Source organism: Streptomyces canus 299MFChir4.1 (assembly GCF_000383615.1).
Lineage (GTDB): Bacteria > Actinomycetota > Actinomycetes > Streptomycetales > Streptomycetaceae > Streptomyces > Streptomyces canus_C.
On the sequence record NZ_KB911632.1, the window covers coordinates 1 to 18,330 of the forward strand.

At 68.4% G+C, this 18,330-nt stretch carries 10 protein-coding genes and 1 pseudogene; 1 reads left to right on the forward strand and 10 read right to left on the reverse strand.

Annotation, left to right across the window (positions count from 1 at the left end):
* The 8 genes and pseudogenes from H293_RS51600 to H293_RS53375 form a co-directional block, all read right to left on the reverse strand.
* The coding region (locus tag H293_RS51600) for an AAWKG family protein (protein ID WP_020124231.1) at positions 1-2,424 on the reverse strand (2,424 nt) is incomplete at its 3' end.
* A 155-nt stretch (positions 2,425-2,579) separates the two neighbouring features.
* Complete coding sequence (locus H293_RS0144485) at positions 2,580-3,059, reverse strand: type VII secretion system-associated protein (protein WP_020124232.1); 480 nt, start codon at positions 3,057-3,059, stop codon at positions 2,580-2,582.
* A 229-nt stretch (positions 3,060-3,288) separates the two neighbouring features.
* Positions 3,289-3,597 carry a WXG100 family type VII secretion target gene (locus H293_RS0144490; protein ID WP_020124233.1) on the reverse strand — a complete coding sequence of 103 codons (309 nt, stop codon included), beginning with the start codon at positions 3,595-3,597 and terminating at the stop codon, positions 3,289-3,291.
* 90 nt (positions 3,598-3,687) lie between these two features.
* Entirely contained in the window at positions 3,688-4,023 is a 336-nt protein-coding gene (locus tag H293_RS0144495) for a hypothetical protein (protein ID WP_020124234.1), read from the reverse strand.
* 814 nt (positions 4,024-4,837) lie between these two features.
* On the reverse strand, positions 4,838-6,424 hold the full coding sequence (gene eccB, locus H293_RS0144500; protein WP_020124235.1) for a type VII secretion protein EccB: 1,587 nt from the start codon (positions 6,422-6,424) through the stop codon (positions 4,838-4,840).
* A gap of 43 nt (positions 6,425-6,467) precedes the next feature.
* Positions 6,468-7,874 (reverse strand): type VII secretion integral membrane protein EccD, encoded by a 1,407-nt coding sequence (eccD, locus tag H293_RS0144505; protein ID WP_020124236.1) that lies wholly within the window; start codon positions 7,872-7,874, stop codon positions 6,468-6,470.
* Positions 7,875-8,115: 241 nt separating this feature from the next.
* The gene (locus H293_RS0144510; RefSeq protein WP_020124237.1) at positions 8,116-8,310 is read right to left on the reverse strand and encodes a hypothetical protein; all 195 of its coding nucleotides are present in this window, start codon (positions 8,308-8,310) and stop codon (positions 8,116-8,118) included.
* 124 nt (positions 8,311-8,434) lie between these two features.
* A pseudogene (locus tag H293_RS53375) lies at positions 8,435-9,237 on the reverse strand (HARBI1 family protein).
* A gap of 421 nt (positions 9,238-9,658) precedes the next feature.
* On the opposite strand from H293_RS53375, the gene H293_RS0144520 reads away from it, so the two are divergent.
* Entirely contained in the window at positions 9,659-13,642 is a 3,984-nt protein-coding gene (locus H293_RS0144520; RefSeq protein WP_020124239.1) for a type VII secretion protein EccC, read from the forward strand.
* 90 nt (positions 13,643-13,732) lie between these two features.
* Here H293_RS0144520 and H293_RS0144525 read toward each other — a convergent pair whose 3' ends face one another.
* Positions 13,733-14,980: a S8 family serine peptidase gene (locus H293_RS0144525; protein ID WP_020124240.1), complete on the reverse strand. Its 1,248-nt coding sequence runs from the start codon at positions 14,978-14,980 to the stop codon at positions 13,733-13,735.
* Entirely contained in the window at positions 14,977-18,294 is a 3,318-nt protein-coding gene (locus tag H293_RS0144530) for a right-handed parallel beta-helix repeat-containing protein (protein WP_020124241.1), read from the reverse strand. Before H293_RS0144530 ends, H293_RS0144525 begins: the two co-directional genes overlap by 4 nt.
* Positions 18,295-18,330 lie beyond the last annotated feature (36 nt).

The window sequence follows — 18,330 nt, forward strand, 5'->3', positions numbered from 1 at the left end:
GAAGACCGAACTACTCCCGTCCGGGAACTTATTGATCACCCCACCGTCATCGGTCAGCCCCGTACCACCACCCGTCGGTGTATCGAGCCCGCCCCCACCCAGACCACCATTGAGGTTGCCGAGATTCCCCAAGTTCGACGTCACCGACTTACCGTCCGGACCAGTCGTCACCGCCTGCCCCGTCGCCGGATCGACCGTCTGCGTCGAACCATCCGGGAACGTCGTCGTCAACTTCCCGTCATCACCCAGCGACGTCACCGAACCATCCGGATTCGTCACCGACGCCCCGCCGCCCAGATCATTCGTCGTGACATGTCCGTCAGGACCAGTCGTCGTCACCGTGTCAGTGTCAGGATCAAAGACCGAACGACTCCCGTCCGGGAAAGTGCTGGTGATCTTTCGATTGTCTGTCCTGGTACCGCCGCCGGTGGGATTCAGCAGGGAGCCTCCGCCGTTGAGTCCGGTTAGGGCACCCAAATCCTGAGTGGTCGGGGGGGTGTCGGAGTCGCGCGTGTCGCCTGGATTATTGTTCAGACCAGCGAAAGCCCCCAGGTTCTGGGTCAGGGCATCGTTGAAGTCGTTCGTCCCGCCCCGGCTGTCACCATTCAATCCGCCCAGAGCGTCGGTATTCTTGTTAGTCACATCATCGGTGACATCGTTCGTACTGTCGTTCAGGTCTCCAAGGTCGCCCAGACTTTCGGTGGTGATTTTTTTTCCGTCCGGTCCGCCCCCACCGAGGAGGCTGTTCAAGTCCTGGCCGCCGCCTCCAGCGGGGTTGTTCAAGTCACCCAGATTACTTTCGAGTCGGTCGGCTTGCTCCTTGGCCCTCTGCTCCGCCTCCGCCTGCGCTTCCTCCTGTTCCTTGCGCAGCTTCTCCTCGTAGGCCTTCTGCTCCTGACGCTCCTTCTCCACCTCCGCCTTCTGCTTTGCTTCTTCCTCTTCTTGCTTTTTCCTGTCGTTCTCGTATTCCGCCTTCTGCTTTGCTTCTTCCTCTTCTTGTTTCCTCCTGTCGTTCTCGTAGTCTGCCTGTCGCTTTGCATTCTCCTCTTCTTGCTTTTTCCTGTCGTCCTCGTAGTCTTGTTGTTGCTTTTTCAAAAAATCTTCCGCATCTTTATTTTGCTTATCGGCATCCTCCATCTCTTCGTCATTCTTATTCTTCGCGTACTCGTCGGCAGCCGTTCCGGTCGACTTCGGTTGGGGTTGGTTCTCCGTGAACACCCTGGCCAGATCCAGGAAGTGGTTATTCAGGGCCGATTGCACCTGGGTGGCCGGCTTGCCCAGGTATTCATCGACGCCCTGGTTCCAGATGCTGACCGCCTTGTCGCCGACCTTTGCCCAGTTCGCGATGTCGGAGAGGTCACCGTACTCCGGATGTACTTGAGTGAATCCTGGCCTCGCATGTCCGTTATAATCCCATGTAATGGTCGCTTGACCCCCAGAAGCCGCGCCAGCCGCATTAGACGTTGAACTTTCGATGTCCACCTTGGTGACGTTGTTCGCGTCCACCCATTGAGCAAGGTCGTCCAGGACGTAACGCAGTACCCGAAGCGGGTCGAAGTATGGAGAGGTGGCCCAGGCGTACCACGCTTCCAACAGCGTCGCAGTGGAATCCTGCAGGTACATTCGGGCCTGTGACAGAGCGCGCGAATATATTGTGCTGCCAGTGCCACCTTCCGTCCCCGGAGGCGTGGAATTGAACGTCTCCACGTAGCTGTCGTAATTCTCCCGAATCTTCTTCAGCAGACTCTGGAAGACCTCCGCCGCCTCCCCCTTCCAGCTCGCGTCATCCCGACTGAAGCGGTCCTCCCAGTCTTTCAGCACAACGTCCTGGTCCTTGAAGAACTTGGCCGCGAAATCGAAGGACTCACCTGTGGCGGCAAAAGTCTTCAGGTCCACCACATCGGCACTCCCGACGGACAAACCGCTGAACTGAACGCCATCAGTGTCACCGCCCAAAAGAGCTCGCAGCGCCGTCCGGGGGCCGTTCATGTACTGGTAAAGTGGAATCGTACTGAACTCGTCCTTGTGCCAATCTTTGAACTCATTGCCCGCACTATTGGACTTGGCGTCCTCGAAGTAGATCTCGTCGCCATTTCTCGCGCGCCCCTCGAAAACGATGCGAGCTTGGCGTAGCGTGGCGTCGCCCTTCATGTCGAAAAACCAGATGTCGTAGTCCTCGCCGGCGTTCCTCAGAAAGCCTGTGCCGTCCTCGACCAGCGATTTGATGGAGTGCTTCTTGATATCCATCCGGAAGAGCTTGCCGCCGTGCTCGGAGCGGAGCTTGTCGAAAACGGTGGCGCGGTCCGGTACCGGGTAGCCGGTTAGGTGAGTGACCAGACCGGCCCAGGTGTCGTCCGACGCAGCACCGCCACTGCCGAACTTGTTGACATTGGCGACGGAATTGGGATCGAATCGATCGGCCACCTGGGCGCCTTTCTGGTCTGTCGTCGTCAGTTCCGGTGCATCGATGCTCCCCGCGGGATGCAGCCGAACTTTTTTATGTCGAGCGGGCGGAGTCTGCCCGGCGTCCGTCGTTACGATGACTCGGCGTCAGCCGGTCGAGTCACCTTTCCGTTCGTTTATGTGGTGGCACCGGTGCCTCCGGTGCCACCGGTGCCACCGGAGGTGAGGGCGTCGATGTCTTGGAAGTTCATGAGCAGCGTCTGCGCGTCGATCTTGCTCAGGTTCTCGTCCTTGGTCTTGATCGCCTGGTCGATGGTTTCGGTCAGGGCCGCCTGCAGGTCCTTGAACAGGGTTATCTGATCGCCGAGCAGCTTGTCGACGGCAGTGGCCGAGGCCCGTACACTCTCCAGCAGCGTCGGCCCGGAGACGAGTGGTTCGGAGCCCATACGACCGAGACGCAGGAGCTGTGTGTCCTGCCCGAGGTTGTCCGGGGTGGTCTTTCCGTCGATGAGAGCGGCCAGCGAGCGGATGTGGCCCCCGTCGCCGTCCTCGCGGTACTTCGTCGCCGTGTTTTGTACCGGTTGCACCTCGTTGTCCCGGAAATTTTCCATCTGTTTGATGTTGAAGTGCGTGACGTCGGCTTTGTCACCAGCCATGGAACGTCTCCTGCCGCTTGTTACCGGACGAGAAAGAAAGGGAGGTGGTCCGTCCGGCGGCTGCGGGCTTCTGGCGCGCCGGCAGCCACCGGCCGGGAGCCGAAACCGCCCGCGCCCGCACCACGTCGTCACATGGGGCGACCGCGCGGGCGGGTTCGGCACCTTCCGATCGCACGCCCCGGACGGTGTGGCTTGCCCTCCGGGGCGGCGACGAATGAAGGGGGCTGCGCTAACGAACCCGCACGCTGTTCCAGCCGTCGACGCTCTTGCGCTCGTCGCGGATGTGGCCGTCGTGGATGTGGGTAAGCAGCTCGCCGGTGCTGTCCAGGAGCGTGCCCATGTTGCCGGTGGCCTGGTTCCACTCCAGCTGTACCTGACGGTACGTTTCCTGGTCGTCACCCTCCCAGGTTTTGATGAGCGGCTGGAGTTCGTCCTGCAGGTTGTTCAGGACACTCGCGATCTGCTGGGTCTGCGCGCGCAGATCCTCAATGGCTTGCCTGGCTACGGTGTACTGCACGTCGATGATGCCGTCGGCCATGACGTCTCCTCTCGGGTGACCGGGCGCGGGCCCGGACGGATCACGGGTAGGACCTCACAAAGGGGCCGTTTCCCGGGTGTACGGACTGGGTCAGCTGAGCGCCTGGAAGACGCCCTTGGAGGTCGCGCCCGCCAGCTGTTGAATCTGCTCCTGGTTGTTCTGTGCCAACTTGTGGGCAGAGTGCACGTTGTGCTCGAGCGCGTCGACCATCCTTGCGATCTGATCGACGACCTTCTGCGCCTCCTCGCTCCAGCTGTTGAACAGCCTCCGCAGGGCCACGCCCTCGTCGCCGCCGATGCCCGAACGAGCGGCGATCTCAACGACGTTGTTCTGAACTCGTGCGACCTGCTGCTGGGCCGTTTGCAGGGAGGTGACACCTCCCAAGCCCTTGGAATAATCCGCTTTCCTTGCGCCAGTGTCGGCCATGTCATGTTCCTTTCATCGAGTTGGTCCTGTCATGGGCAGGCTTTCGCTTTTCGAGGCTTAGGAAAACCAGCGCCCCGCGCAACGCCATGCAGGAACCTTCTAACATACGTTGGCCGTCACAATTAACGTTCGGGCCAGGGGAGTTGTTCCAAGGCGGCAGCCAAAAAGCACGCGTGTCTCACCTTGGGCGGGTGATGTGCGTATTCACCGGATGCTTACACCGGACGATTCCGCCGCGGGCGCCAAACAGGCAGACGAAGACGGCGATCGGTCACCAGGGGTGCCCGTCCCGGGCATATGACGTGCATTTGATACCTGTTCTTCATACTGCCCAGGCAGGTGAAATCGCCGATTTACCGTCATACCTCTCCTGGTCGGGGTCGTAGAGCGATACGGAGGTCGCATCAGCAATCCGCGAGCATCCGCCGGACGGTTCAGTGACCCTTTTGTCTTGCGGGGCAGATGGTGGGATGGCCGGTGGCCGACTGTCACATCGGGTGCGCGCAGGGTCCACTGCCCGGGGATGTCGTCAGGACGGGGGTCGACCGAGAGCGGCTGTGATTTCGTGGCTCCAGGCCCGGTGGCGGGCGAGGCGGAAAGTGCGGCGCCGGCCGGTGGTGACGAGCTTGGCGGCTGCGGAGAACAGGACGAACCGCAGGGGGCAAAGTCCGCAGAGACAGGCCTTGCACAAAGACCGGTCCTGCGGGCCGTTTCGACCAGCAGGAGCGACTCGGCCCGGGAGACGACCTGGCGGCCGTCGTCCTGGCCGCGGACAGAGGGACAAGACTCCTGCCTGCCTGCCGGAAAGCCCGCATCATGAAAGGGCGCCGGCGGCAGTGTCGCCCGCCTTGTCCTTGTCGTTGTCCGCAACGGAATCACGTTGCCTCGTGCTTGTCCCCGCAGCACACTTTTGCGCCGTAACAACGGACTTGGCGGCACCTGAGGCGGAGGCAGGGTCAAGGTCGGGACCCGTGGGAAGAGCCGACAGCAGCGGCGCCGGCACCGAGGCGACGTCCGAATCTCCGTACCCGAGGGCCTTCAGGGAATCCTCGGTCGGGACGCGGTACTTCACGCCGTCGTCGGAGACCAGATAGGTGGTACCGGCGTGCGCGGCGCCGCTCGCGTGCAGGGCCCGTACCAGAGCCCCACGCCCCGGCCGGACCACCGTGGCGTCGGTGGGGACACAGGCCGGCTGCGACGGCTGGAGGACGGCCTTGGAGGTCACGACCGGGGTGAGTTCACTCAGTGGCACCATGACCGAGCTGAGCCGGGCGCCACCGTTGTCGCCGTCCACCTGCGCGCACAGCGCCCTGCCGCGCGGTGTCAACTGCGGGACCGGCGGAGTGTCCGGCAGCTCCGCGGTGCCCGCCGTGGCCGAGCCCGGTGCCCGGTGCTCGCGCAGCGCGTCCGCGCCCAGCGTGCGGGCCTCGGGCGAACTGCCCTGGTAGGCCTGTTTCTGGGTCGCGGGATCACCCAGTACCAGAGCGGCGCCGAGCGGGGTCAGTGGTACCAGGCCGTCCTCGCGCAGCAGGTAATAAGAGCTGTCGGAGCCGACCACACTGATCTTGAACACCTGTCCGACGCGGGTGGCCTCACCTCCCAGTTCGGGTCCGGGGCCACCGCGTCCCGGCACGTCGGGAGACTTCAACGCGGGTCCCGGCGCCAGTGCGTCCAGAAAGGCCGCGGAGACCGGCATCGACTGCGTGGTGCCGAAACCGAGAGCGTTGCGGGCGTCGGAGGCGCGGTCCAGGGGCAACCTGCTGCCGCGCCACACCAGGTACTCGGTGTCGTCCGGGCCGTGCACCAGCACCGCGCGGTCCGCGTCGACCGCTCGGGATTTCACGGGTGCCCCGGCCACCAGAGTGGTGCTGCCGGGCTTGTCCACCGCGGTGTTCGCCTGGGTGCCGGTCGTGTCGAGCAGTGCACCGTCCGGCCCGGTGACGCACATGTGCCAGGCTCCGCCTTCGAGCCGACCGGACGCCGGCACGCCCTCTGGGGCACCCGGGATACCGACCGGGGAGCCCACCGGTACGTCCAGCAGTGAGGCGCTGCTGACGTCCGTGGTCGCCAGATCGGAACCGCCGATCAGCCGTGCGGAGGCGTAGTTGCGCACAGGGTGCAGTACACCGTCGGTGTCGGTCCACAGATAGCGGGCGCCGGTGTCCCGGTTGACCACCAAGTGCTTCCCGTCGCGCCAGCCGTCATTCCCGCCGGGCCGCAGCAGCCCGAAGACAAGGGCCCCCGCTCCAACCAGAATGGTGAACAGTACGCCGAAGATCACACCCCGGGTGGTGCGCCCGAGTGGGCTTTCCGCGGCGTCGGGATCCCCCATCAGCAGCGCAGAGCTGAGTCTGCCGATCATGAAGGTGTGGGCATTCACCTGGTCGCGCCTGGACTGCACGGCTCCTCCTCAACTCCTGTTTCCGCCACCCCGTTTCCGTACGTCAGCCGAAGAGGCCGCGCAGCCAGCCGAAGAGTCCCGCCACCCAGAAACACAGGGGCAGCAGGGCCACCGCGAGACCGGTGTGCGCGATCTCCGCGGCCCGGCCCCAGTACGGCAGAACGCGGCGGCCCGGCACGGTCCATGCGGCGATGACCAGCGCGGCGGCGGCGGCCAGCATCACCGCGAAGACCACGACGCGTTCGTCGCCGTCGCTGTCCAGCGCCCAGGCGCGGGCGAGCAACAGCAGACCCCACAGCCCAGGGACGGTCAGACTCAGTCGCTGGCCGAGGTGCATGAGGCCCCGTGCGTGCAGGAACAGCAGCAGGCACAGTCCGAGCGCGGTCAGGACCTCGGGCAGGTTCGGGTGCTCGGCGAGGACGACCAGCGCTCCGGCGTTGACGAGGCCGACGACAGCGAAGAGCGTCGTGACCCAGTGCCCCGCCAACTGCGTCCGCTCCGCGACCTCGTTGCCCGCGTGAGGCTCGATGCCCTCCTGGAGCTGCGCGGCCGTGGTCGGCAGCGCGGGCATCCGCATGCCGGCCAGCTTGAAGGCGAAGGGGGCCACCGCCCCGGCCGCGAGCGTGACCGCCGCCGCCACCAGCGCCGCCGAGGCGGGCAGGCTCAGATCGCTGTAGCCGATCATGGCCCCGCCGAGCGCGCCGATCACCGCGACCACCGCGGTGGCCAGCAGAGCCGGCGCTCCGACCGCGGTGACGGCGAGCGCGAGGACCGCTCCACCCGCGCCCGCTGCCCCGGCGGCGAGCAGTCGCGCGCCGGCGACCTCGGCGGCGTCGGGACCGGTCAGGTCGCCTCCGGGCAGCAGCCAGCCGGCCAGTGCGAAGGAGGGCGCTACCAGCATGCCGAGGGCGATGGCGGAGGCACGGTCGCCGACGGCGCGACTTGCCGAGCCCGCGCCCGCGAGCAGCAGCAGGCCGGTCACGGCCACGCAGGCGACCCGGGTGGAGGCGGAGTCCGTGACTCCGGGCCACAGCGCCAGCAGGAGGGCGGCCAAAACGGTCGCCACCACGGCGCCGATCAGCACTCCGCGGGCCGACTCCGCGTGCCAGGTGTGCAACGACCGGCGCACGGTGTCGGCCATCCCGTCCACCAGGTCGTCCAGACGCGCTTCGGGCAACGCCTCGGTGTGCGGGCGGAGGTGGAGAACCGCTCCGTCGGAGAGCCCGGCCTGACCCAGGGTGGTCTCCTCGTCGAGCGGGGCGTCGCCGAGTCGCTGCAGCACCCAGCCCGCGTGGTCGAGTCCGGCCTCCTCGGTCTCCTCACCCACGTATCGCAGCAGCGTGGGCAGGAGATCGGCGACCGGCACGTCGGAGGGCACGGCCAGATCGACGGAGACACTGGGCGCGCGTACGGTCAGGCGGCACAGTTCGGCTATCGCGCTGTCGCTCATCAGCAGGACTCTCAGTTTTCCGTGGGGGCTTGGCCGGAGGCCTTGACGCTCTGTCATTGATCAGACGGCGAGGTCGTACTCGAGCTGGAGCAGGAAGAGGGCTACGGCTGAGGCCGAGGCTGAACCTGCGCAGAGCCTTGAAGGTGATCCTGAGCAAGGAGGGTCGCCGCAGTGTTTTACGGCGGCCAGGCTTCACCCACTTCCTGTCACGGGCTTTCTCCCGGAGACCTCTCGCCGCGATTTACCAGGGGATCATCACGAATCCGTAACTCCTTGCCCCGCAACGGAAGCCGGCGAGCAGGCCCTGCTGGGCGAGCGTGTCGCCCAGCGTCTGGCACTCCAGGTAGGACTTGGTCCAAGTCGGAAGGAGATGTGTCTGGGCCGAGGCCGTACCGGCCGCGGAAATCATCAACGCGCCCGTGGCGAGTGCACCCATGACCGCGATCCTCGCGTACGCATGAGATCCTCCAGTCTCTGCAGGTTCAAGAGGGTAGAACGTTCTTCCTTCCAGATGAGCTTGCCCCGGGCTCCCTCCGAAGTCAACACCGAACGTTCTCGCTTCACTTGGCCTCCGCATAGCCCCACATTGCGGTTGCGGCGGCGATCTTCGTGATGCGGCTGGGGTCGAGGCTGACCCCGCGCAGTGCCTTGAAGGTCGTCTTGAGCAGGGAGTTGGCGCGCTCGCCGACACCATGGATGCCCCGGATGACCTTGTTGTAGGTCTGCTGGGTCTCGGTGAGCTCGCCTCCGGCGGGCTTCTTGACGGGGTGGCGGAAGCCGTCGCCGGCGTTCTCGTAGCCGAGGTCGGCCAGGTTCGGTATGTCGAGCTCGGCGACGATTCGGTTGAGGGCGTCGATCAGGCCGTGGTGACGGGCGCAGGTGCTGTCGTGTTCGCGGCCCGGTCGTACTGGCGAGACCCCGATGGGCCGGCCGTCCGGGGTGGAGGTGACCTGCACGTTTCCGCCATGGTGCTGGTGTTTTCCGGACCACCAGAGGTCTGTGCCGGCGGGGGCGGCGACGCGGTCGGTGCGGATGACGGTGCCGTCGAGGTTCAGATGGGTGAGCACGGCTGCCTTCGCACGCTCCAGCGCGGTCGTGAGGTCCGGTGCCCCGGCGGCCAGGACGGCCAGTCCCCTCGTAGAGGTAGCGGTAGGAGGTGGAGGCCGACAGGCCGTTGTCGCAGGCGAGCTGGGCCAGCCGGGTGCCGCCGAGGAACCAGCGCAGCATGCACGGCCTGCTCGAAGCAGCGTCGTCCCTTGTGGGTCCTGGCCGCGATCCGGTGATCGCGCAGGAGGCCGGCCAGGTGCTCGGTGGTGGACCGCTTCACATCGAGCACGGCGGTGTAGGTGACACTGGTCGCCACGTGAGGCCCCGCGGTCAGAAAATCTGTCGCAAGATCATTCCTATCAGGGGCCTTACACCTTCCCGGACTTGCGTATGCCACGGACCGCGAGACATGCCTCGCGCTCACTAGCGGTGGCCGACCGTTACTGGGAACAGCCCATAATGTAACCTCGGCCGACCGGCCCCTCCCGGCGTGGACAGGTCGCGTTCGTGAATGCAGACTACTGCCCACGCCCGCAGAATTGCGCTGCGGACCCGACTCGCCAGCCGGCATGGGACCATCCGCGCAGGGGAGTTGACCGCAGACCACTGCCCCGACAAAACATTCACCTAACATTCATCGCCTCACGGGGCCATGAAAGTCCGGGCGGGCGAAACCGGAGGTTCTTTCCTTGAGTGTCGTGTTGTTCCGCCGGCCTGCTCGCAGACGTGGTCCACAGATGCCCGACGGGCAATTGACCCTCCAGGAGCCGCCCGTCCTTTCCGAGAGCGTCCCTGACACCTCGGCGGTGTGGACGTATCTGCCGGTGGCCCTGATGTCGGTGTCGGTGACCCTGCTGTTCCTGCGGCCCGGCGGTGGCAACGGCGCCTTCACCTACCTGGCGCTGGGCACCCTGGTGGTTTCCGCCGTCGCCATGCTGCTGGGACAGTTGCTGCGCCGCAACAGCGAGCGCAAGCAGCGTCTGAAGGGCGAGCGCCGTGACTATCTGCGCTATCTGACCCAGATGCGCAAGCGGGTGCGGAGCACCATCACCGAGCAACAGCGGGCTCTCGCCTGGCGTCACCCCGAGCCCGCGTCGCTTCGGTCGCTGGCGCGCACCTCGCGACTGTGGGAACGCCGCCCCGGCGACGAGGACTTCGGCGAGGTCCGCATCGCGGTCGGCGAACAGCAACTCGCACTCACCCTGACTCCCGTCTCCACCCGGCCCGTCGAGGACCTCGAACCACTCTGTGCGCACGCCCTGCGCCGCTTCGTCCGCGCCTACTCCACCATTCCCGAGCAGCCGCTCGGTCTGTATCTGCGGTCCTCGGCCCGGATCCAGCTGCGGCCCGAAGAGTCGCCCGGCGAGCAGGACGGTGAGTCGGCGGACAGCGACGACGGCATCAGCGCGGTACGCGCACTGACCCGCGCCCTGCTCGCTCAACTCGCCGTGTTCCACGCCCCGGAGGAGCTGTGGATCGTGCTGTGCGTCAGTGACGAGCGGCGGCCCGACTGGGAGTGGGTGAAGTGGCTGCCGCACGCGCTGCACCCGCACGAGGAGGACGGTGCCGGGCAGGTCCGCCGGATCGCCGGAGACCTCACCGAACTGGACGATCTGCTCGGTGCCGAGTTCGCCGAACGCCCCGGCTTCGATCCGGACGCCCGCCCCGGCCGTGAAGAGCCGTACACAGTCGTGGTCCTGGACGGTGTCACGGTTCCCGAGGGGCACCGCTGGGAAGGGCACGGCTACCGCAACGCCGTGATTCTCGACGTCGGCGAGGGGCTGCGCTGGCGGCCCGGCCGCAACACGCTCCGGCTGACCGTCGGCCCCGAGCAGGTGAGCCTGGTGCGTACGGACCGCAGCCGCAAGGAACGCTCCGTGCCGCTCGGCCGGCCCGACCGGCTCGGTGTGCTCGGCGCGGAGGCCCTGGCCCGGCTCGTGGCTCCGCGCCGCATCAGCCTGGGCACCGACATCTCACAGCCGATGGATTCCGACGTCGAGCTGACCACGCTCCTGGGCATCGCCGACCTGCACCGTCACGAACCACGCGTACTCTTCGAGAAGCACACCGGTTCGGCCCGGCTGCGGGTGCCGATAGCGGTCGGCGTCGACGGCCGTCCCGTCGAGCTCGACATCAAGGAGTCCGCCCAGGGCGGTATGGGCCCGCACGGCATGCTCATCGGCGCCACCGGCTCCGGCAAGAGCGAACTGCTGCGCACGCTCGTTCTCGGGCTGGCCCTGACCAACTCATCCGAGACCCTCAACTTCGTCCTGGTCGACTTCAAGGGCGGCGCCACCTTCCTCGGCCTGGAGGAACTGCCGCACACCTCCGCCGTCATCACCAACCTCGCCGACGAGGTCGCCCTGGTGGAACGCATGCAGGACGCCCTGCACGGCGAACTCATCCGCCGCCAGGAACTGCTGCGCTCCGCGGGCAACTTCACCTCCGCCCTGGAGTACGAGCGGGCCCGAGCCGCCGGGACGAACCTCGCCCCCCTGCCCAGCCTGTTCGTCGTCGTCGACGAGTTCAGTGAACTCCTCTCCACACACCGGGAGTTCATGGACCTGTTCGTGATGATCGGCCGCCTCGGCCGCTCCCTGGGCGTGCATCTGCTGCTCGCCTCGCAGCGCCTGGACGAGGGCCGCATGCACCAGTTGGAAAGCCATCTGTCGTACCGCATCGGCCTGCGTACCTTCTCCGCCATGGAGAGCCGCGGCGTCCTCGGTGTACCGGACGCCTACGAACTGCCGGCCCAGCCCGGCAGCGGCTATCTGAAGTCGGGCGTCGAGGCCCTGACCCGGTTCCGCGCCGCCTACTCCTCCGGCGGCTACCGGCGGCGCACCGGCGCAGTCGTACAGGCGCGGGTGGCCAGCCAGGTGGTGCCGTGGACCAGCAGCTGGGTCGTGCCTCGTACGCTGGAGCCCGCCGCCGAACCCGAGCCGGAGACCGAGAAGACCGGCGACGAGCAGACCCTGCTGGACGTGGCCCTCGACCGGCTGCGCGACTCCGGCCCCGCCGCCCACCAGGTGTGGCTGCCGCCCCTGACCGAGCCCTCGCCGCTGGACACGCTGCTGCCCGGCATAGCCCCGGACCCCGAGCGGGGCCTGACCGCCGCCGGCTGGCCCGGAACGGGGAAACTGCGCGTCCCGGTCGGCCTGGTCGACAAACCGTTCGAGCAGCGGCGAGACCCGTTGATCGTGGACCTCTCCGGCGCGGAAGGCCATGTCGCCATCGCGGGTGGTTCGCAGAGCGGCAAATCCAACCTCGCCCGCACCCTGATCGCAGCCCTCGCGCTCACGCACACGCCCGCCGAGGTCCAGTTCTACTGCCTCGACTTCGGTGGCGGCGGCCTCTCCCAGTTCGCCGGGCTCCCCCACGTCGGCGGTGTCGCCGCGCGTCTCAACCCCGACCGGGTGCACCGGACCGTCGCCGAGGTGATGTCGCTGCTCGCCCAGCGCGAGCAGTTCTTCGTGGACCACACCCTGGACTCGATGCAGTCCTACCGGCGGCGCCGGGCCGCCGGGGAGTTCCCCGAAGAGCCCTTCGGTGATGTCTTCATGGTCGTCGACGGATGGTCCACGGTCCGCCAGGACTACGAGGACCTCATCCCGAAGTTCAACGAACTCGCCGCCCGCGGACTCAACTACGGCATCCATCTGCTCATCACCACGAACCGCTGGGTGGAGTTGTCCGCACAGGTCCGTGATCAGTCCGCCACCCGCCTGGAGTTGCGGATGGGTGACCCGATGGACTCCGAGATCGACACCCGCAAGGCGCGCTCGGTGCCGCGCAGCGGCGGACGCGGCATCACCGCCGACAGCAAGATGCACTTCCTCGCCGGCCTGCCCCGGCTGGACGGCAGTGGTTCCCTCGAAGACCTCGGCGACGGTGTCAGCCATCTGGTCGCCGAGATCTCCCGGCACTGGCCCGGCCCCTCGGCCCCGAAGGTGCGGATGCTGCCGCACCGGCTCCCGGCGGCCGAACTGCCCGCGCCCGAGCCCACCGAGGGCGGCGGTATGCGCCTGCCGCTCGGCATCGACCAGGACGCACTGGAGCCGGTCTGGCACGACTTCAGCCGTACCCCGCACCTGATCGTGGTCGGTGACACCGAGAGCGGCAAGACCAACATGCTGCGCCACGTCGCCAAGGGGATCACCACCCGGTACGCCCCGAACGAGGCGAAGATCATCGTGGTGGACTACCGGCGCACCCTGGTGGAGTCCATCCCCGAGGAGTACCGCATCGGGCATGTGATCTCCCTGGACAACCTCCAGGAGACCGTCGACGGTGCTGCTCGCGCGATGAAGACCCGTGTTCCCGGCGCGGACATCTCGCCGTCACGGATGCGCTCGTGCGACTGGTGGACCGGTCCGCGCCTGTTCATCCTGGTCGACGACTACGACATGGTCTCCGGGAACTCTTTCCAGAACCCCTTCGAGGCGCTCTTCGAGTTCCTGACCCTCGGCTTCGAGACGGGCATGCACCTGATCGTCGCGCGCAGCGCCATGGGGGCGGGCCGCGGCATGAGTGACGGGCTCATCCGCCGCCTCGACGAGGCCAACAACCCCGCCGTGCTGCTGTCCTGCCCGCCCACCGAGGGCCGTCTCTTCGACGCGAAGCCCCTCACCCTGCCTCCCGGCCGGGCTCTGCACATCGCCCGGCGCAAGGCCAGGCTGATGCAGACGGCGCTGGCGGAGGAGCACCCGGGCCGTCAGGACTGACGAGCGGGAAGCGGGAGAGCTGGGCCCGTACATGAGGACGGGGGCCACCTGGGAAGGTGGCCCCCGTCGCCGTCTCCGCCGGCGGTGCGCCTATGACGCGGCCGGATCGTCCTTCACGTTCGTCCCCGCCGCCGGGCGCCATTGCCGCGCGCGTGCCCGGCGCAGGGCGAACGCGCCCCACCCCATGACCAGAACGATGACGGAGCCGACAGCGAGGGCGAGGGTGGCGCGGTCCAGGGTCCGGTCGGCGGCGGACGTGTCGCGGACGGTCACGGGCTCCGCGGCGGGCTCCGCCCCCTCGGACGTACCCGGGTCGCCGAGCACCGTGGTGACGGCTGCGTACGGGTCGAGCTGGGGGATGTCGGCGGGATAGGCGGTCGCGGTCAGACGGTGCACGACTGCCTCGGCGGACTCATCAGGGTAGGCGGCACGGACCACCGCTGCTGCTCCGGCGGCGTAGGCGGTGGCCACCGCGGCGCCCGCACCGAGGTAGTGGCCGGTCCCGCGCGGCCCCCCCGAGACCACGCCCACGCCGGGGGCTACCAGGTCCACGTCGGCCGCGGGCAGCGAGCCGTCCGGGCGGGCACCGCTGGGGAGCATGTCAGCGACCGCGAGGACCCCTGGTTCGCCGGCGGGCCAGTAGGTGCGGACCGGAGTCTCGTCCGTGCCCAGCCGTGCCGGTTCGGGGGCGGCCGCCGCGACGACAACGGCGCCCGCCGCACGGGCCTCGGCGACGGCGCGCGTCAGGTCTGGGTCACGGTCCGGCAGGGCGACCGTGACCGCGATGACGTCGGCCCGCGCCTGGGAGGCCTCGCGCAGGGCCGCCGCGACCTGCGCGGCACTGCCCCGGCCGAGCTGGTCGGTGCCGCGCAGGCCCAGGATCTTCGCGCCCGGAGCGACGCCGGCCAGTTTGGGGCTGTCGCCTCCGTTCCCGGCGATCAGACCGGCCAGGAAGGTGCCGTATCCGACGCAGTCCTCGCCTGCCGACCCGGAGACGGTGACCCTGCCGTCGAGCCCAGAGGCCTGAGGTGCCACCCCTGTGCCGATCAGGGCGACGGTGACACCCCCGCCCGTGGTGTGCTGGTGCAGGCGGTCCAGGTCGAGGCGCTGGCGCGACCAGTCCTGTGTGCGCGCCTTCTCCTTCGAGGCGGGAGTGCACTGTGCCTGCTGGGCGTCCGGGTCCAGCGAGGCCGGCATGGGGGGCAGTTCCTGTCCGCCGGTCGCCGCCGGCGGGTCCGCACGGGGTGCCGCGTGGGCGGTGACGGCCAGGGGCAGCAGCAGGCCGGCGGCGAGGGCGGTGCCGCACAGCAGACGGGCGCCCCTGGTGGGCGGTTTCATCGGCCGACCGCCTTCGGCGTGGCGGTGACGATGTCCTCCGGGCGCAGGATACGCAGGTCGTCCAGGGTGGGCGCGGCCACGGAGCTGAGCCGCCCCGCCTGCCGGGTGACCATGGTTTCGACCACCTGGCGGGCCAGGCGGGCGTTGCCGAAGGAGCGGTCCCGGGGCTGGGCGTCGAAGTACTCCTTGAGCAGCGGGCCGGTGCCGGGACCGCACTCGTACCCCATCGACGCGGCATGGGAGCGCACGATGGTGACCAGTTCCTCCGAGGAGTAGTCGGAGAAGGTGATCCGGCGCGGGAAACGTGAGGACAGGCCCGGGTTGGAGGCGAGGAAGTGTTCCATCTCCTCGGTGTAGCCGGCGACGATGACGACCACCTCGTCCCGGTGGTCCTCCATCAGCTTCAGCAGGGTGTCGACCGCCTCCTGGCCGAAGTCGGCGCCGCCGCCGCGGGGGGTGAGGGTGTATGCCTCGTCGATGAACAGGACGCCGCCGCGGGCCCGCTCGAAGACCTCGCGGGTGAGTTGCGCGGTGTGGCCGATGTAGCGGCCGACCAGGTCGGAGCGGGCCGCCTCGACCAACTGGCCCCGTTCGAGGATGCCGAGCTGGGTCAGGACGCTGCCGTACAGGCGGGCTACGGTGGTCTTGCCGGTGCCCGGCGGGCCGGTGAACACCAGGTGATTGCTGATGGAGGGCACCGGCAGCCCGGCGGCGGCCCGATGACGGGCGGTGGTGATGAGGTTGACCAGGTCCGCGACGTCGCGCTTGACGTCCGCGAGGCCGACCATGTCACCCAGGCGGGTCAGCGGGTCGTCCTCGGTGGTGGTCCCGGCGACGGCCTTCTCGGCGGCGGCCGGGGACACGTCCTCCGGCAGCAGCAGCCGCAGGTCGCTCTCACCGACCTGTTCCAAGGAGGCGAGCCGTACCGCCTGCCGGTCCACCATCTCCTCGAACACCCCGCGTGCGGCGCGGCCGTTGCCGAAGCCGGCGTCCCTGGGCATCGCCTCGAAGTGTGCGGCCAGGGCCTCAGCCGTGCCCTCGCCGAGCTCGTACTGGTGCTGGGCGCACATGCTCTCCATGATCGCGACCAGATCGGTCACCGAGTAGTTCTCGAACTCGATGGTCCGCGAGAAGCGCGACGCCAGGCCGGGGTTGGACCCGAGGAAGGAGTCCATTTCACGGGAGTAGCCCGCCGCGACCACCACCACGTCGTCGCGGTGGTCCTCCATCAGCTTCAGCAGGGTGTCCACGGCCTCACGGCCGAAGTCGGCGCCACCGTTGCCGCTGTCGGCGGTCAGGGTGTACGCCTCGTCGATGAACAGCACCCCGCCGAGGGCGCGTTGGAAGGTCTCGGTGGTCTTGATGGCGGTGCCGCCGACGATCTGCGCGACCAGGTCGGCGCGCGAGACCTCCACGAGGTGTCCGCTGGGAAGCGCGCCGAGTTCGGCCAGGATCGCCCCGTACAGGCGGGCCACGGTGGTCTTTCCGGTGCCCGGCGGGCCGGCGAAGATCAGGTGGCGGCTCATCGGCGGTGCCGTCATGCCGAGTTGTTCGCGGCGCTGGGCGAGCTGGGTGAGATTGACCAGCGTCCGCACCTGCTGCTTGACGTTCTCCAGACCGATCAGCGCGTTGAGCGCGCCCAGCGGGCCGTCCTCGCGGTCCGGCGGGGGCGCGTCGGCGGCGCCGGAGCCGGCCGGGTCGGTGTGCTCGGCGGTGCCGGCCCCCCAGGCGTCGCGCTTGCCGTTGGCGGCGCTGGTCAGGCCGTCCACGGCGAGCCGTTCGCCGGGCACGGTCTGCACCAGGCCGCCGCCCGCGTTCTCCCGGGCGGCGCAGTTCACCAGGGAGACCGGCTCGACGGTCTCCACCCGGAAACCGTCCTGGGCTCCGCCGGTCACCTCGCATCCGCTCAGTGAGGCGAGCGCGCCTTCCTTCAGGAGGACGCCGTGGCCCTGGGGGGCGTGGACAGCGATGCGGTTGGCGGTCAGCTCTCCGCCCGCCTCAACGACGACGCCCTCCTGCCCGGACACCTCGACACGGAAGTCCCTGAGGGTGACGTTGCCGCCGTCCGCCACGACCAGACCCTGGGCGACGGCGTCGGACACCCCGCCGCCGGCCAGGTAGAGAGAGCTGCCGGACGCCACGCGCACGCCCACCCCATTGGGTCTGATGATCTCGCAGTCCTCGACCCGGCCGCGGGCGTCCTTGACCGCCGAGATGCCGTCACCGGAGGGCTCCACGAGCCGCGCCCGGCGGAGCAGCGGGTTGGCGCCGTCACGCACCACGATGGCGGGCGAACCGCCGATCACCTCCAAACGGTCGAGTTCCGCCGCCGAGTTCTCCTCCAGGAGCAGCGCGCTCTGTTCGCAGTCGCGGACCGTCAGCCCGGTGAACGCGGGAGAGGCGGCCCCCGCCACACGTACCGCGATGCCCTGGGCGCCGGTGACCCAGCAGTCCTCGAACGTCCCGCGCGCCCGGTCGGTGACCAGGACGGCGTTGCCACGGATACGCGAGACCCGGCAGCGGCGCAGGACCGGGTCGGCGCCCTGGGAGAGCGTGATGCCGTTGATAGAGGCCCCGGTGACACGGACGTCCTCCAGGGTCGTACGGCCCGTGCTGCTCACGTGGACGCCCGTGCTGGTGTCGTGCACCACGGTGCGGACGACGGTGACAGCGGAGTTCTGCTCCAGGGCGATGGACGGCTTGTCGGTGGAGGAGATGTCGCAGTCCTCCACCGAACCGCGGGATTCGCCGTTGGCGAGCAGGCCGTTGCCGCGGGCATCGCGCACCGTGCAGCCACGGATACGCGCCTCGCCCTGTTCGGCCAGTACCAGACCGCTCGTGCCCAGGTGTTCGAAGGTGCACGACTCCACGGTGGTGGGCGACGCCGAGGTGACGACGACGCCCGCCCCCTGCGGGTTGCTGATACGGCAGTCCCGCAGCGCGAGCGACCCGGTGCCGCCGGCCAGCATCGCCGTCCAGGCCGCGCCGACCACCTCGCAGCCGTCGAACGCGGCCTGTCCGCGCCGCACGTCCACGGCCGACAGTTCGGCGTCGCCACCCCGCAGAGTGACCTCGGACAGCATCACGGCGTCGGCGCGCAGCGAGAGCGCACTGCCCGAGCGTGGCCGGATCTCCACGGTGCCCCGCCCCTCGGCGGCGGCGATGGTCACTCGGGTGTCGACGACCAAGGCCTCGGCATACGTCCCGGGCCGCACGCTGATGAGCGCGCCGCTGCGGGCGGCCGCGAGCGCCTCACCGATCGTCCGGTAGGGATCGCGGTCTCCGGGACCGACCGTCAGTACCTGGCGCGACACGCACCAACCTCCTTGCCACGAGGCGTCTTGAGAGGG

Bases quoted from the DNA above. Each gene is read 5' to 3' on its own strand.
- H293_RS0144510 (WP_020124237.1), bottom strand. From the start codon at position 8,310: ATGGGTGCACTCGCCACGGGCGCGTTGATGATTTCCGCGGCCGGTACG.
- H293_RS0144490 (WP_020124233.1), bottom strand. From the start codon at position 3,597: ATGGCCGACGGCATCATCGACGTGCAGTACACCGTAGCCAGGCAAGCC.
- eccD (WP_020124236.1), bottom strand. From the start codon at position 7,874: ATGAGCGACAGCGCGATAGCCGAACTGTGCCGCCTGACCGTACGCGCG.
- H293_RS0144495 (WP_020124234.1), bottom strand. From the start codon at position 4,023: ATGGCCGACACTGGCGCAAGGAAAGCGGATTATTCCAAGGGCTTGGGA.
- H293_RS0144520 (WP_020124239.1), top strand. From the start codon at position 9,659: ATGCCCGACGGGCAATTGACCCTCCAGGAGCCGCCCGTCCTTTCCGAG.
- H293_RS0144525 (WP_020124240.1), bottom strand. From the start codon at position 14,980: ATGAAACCGCCCACCAGGGGCGCCCGTCTGCTGTGCGGCACCGCCCTC.
- H293_RS0144485 (WP_020124232.1), bottom strand. From the start codon at position 3,059: ATGGCTGGTGACAAAGCCGACGTCACGCACTTCAACATCAAACAGATG.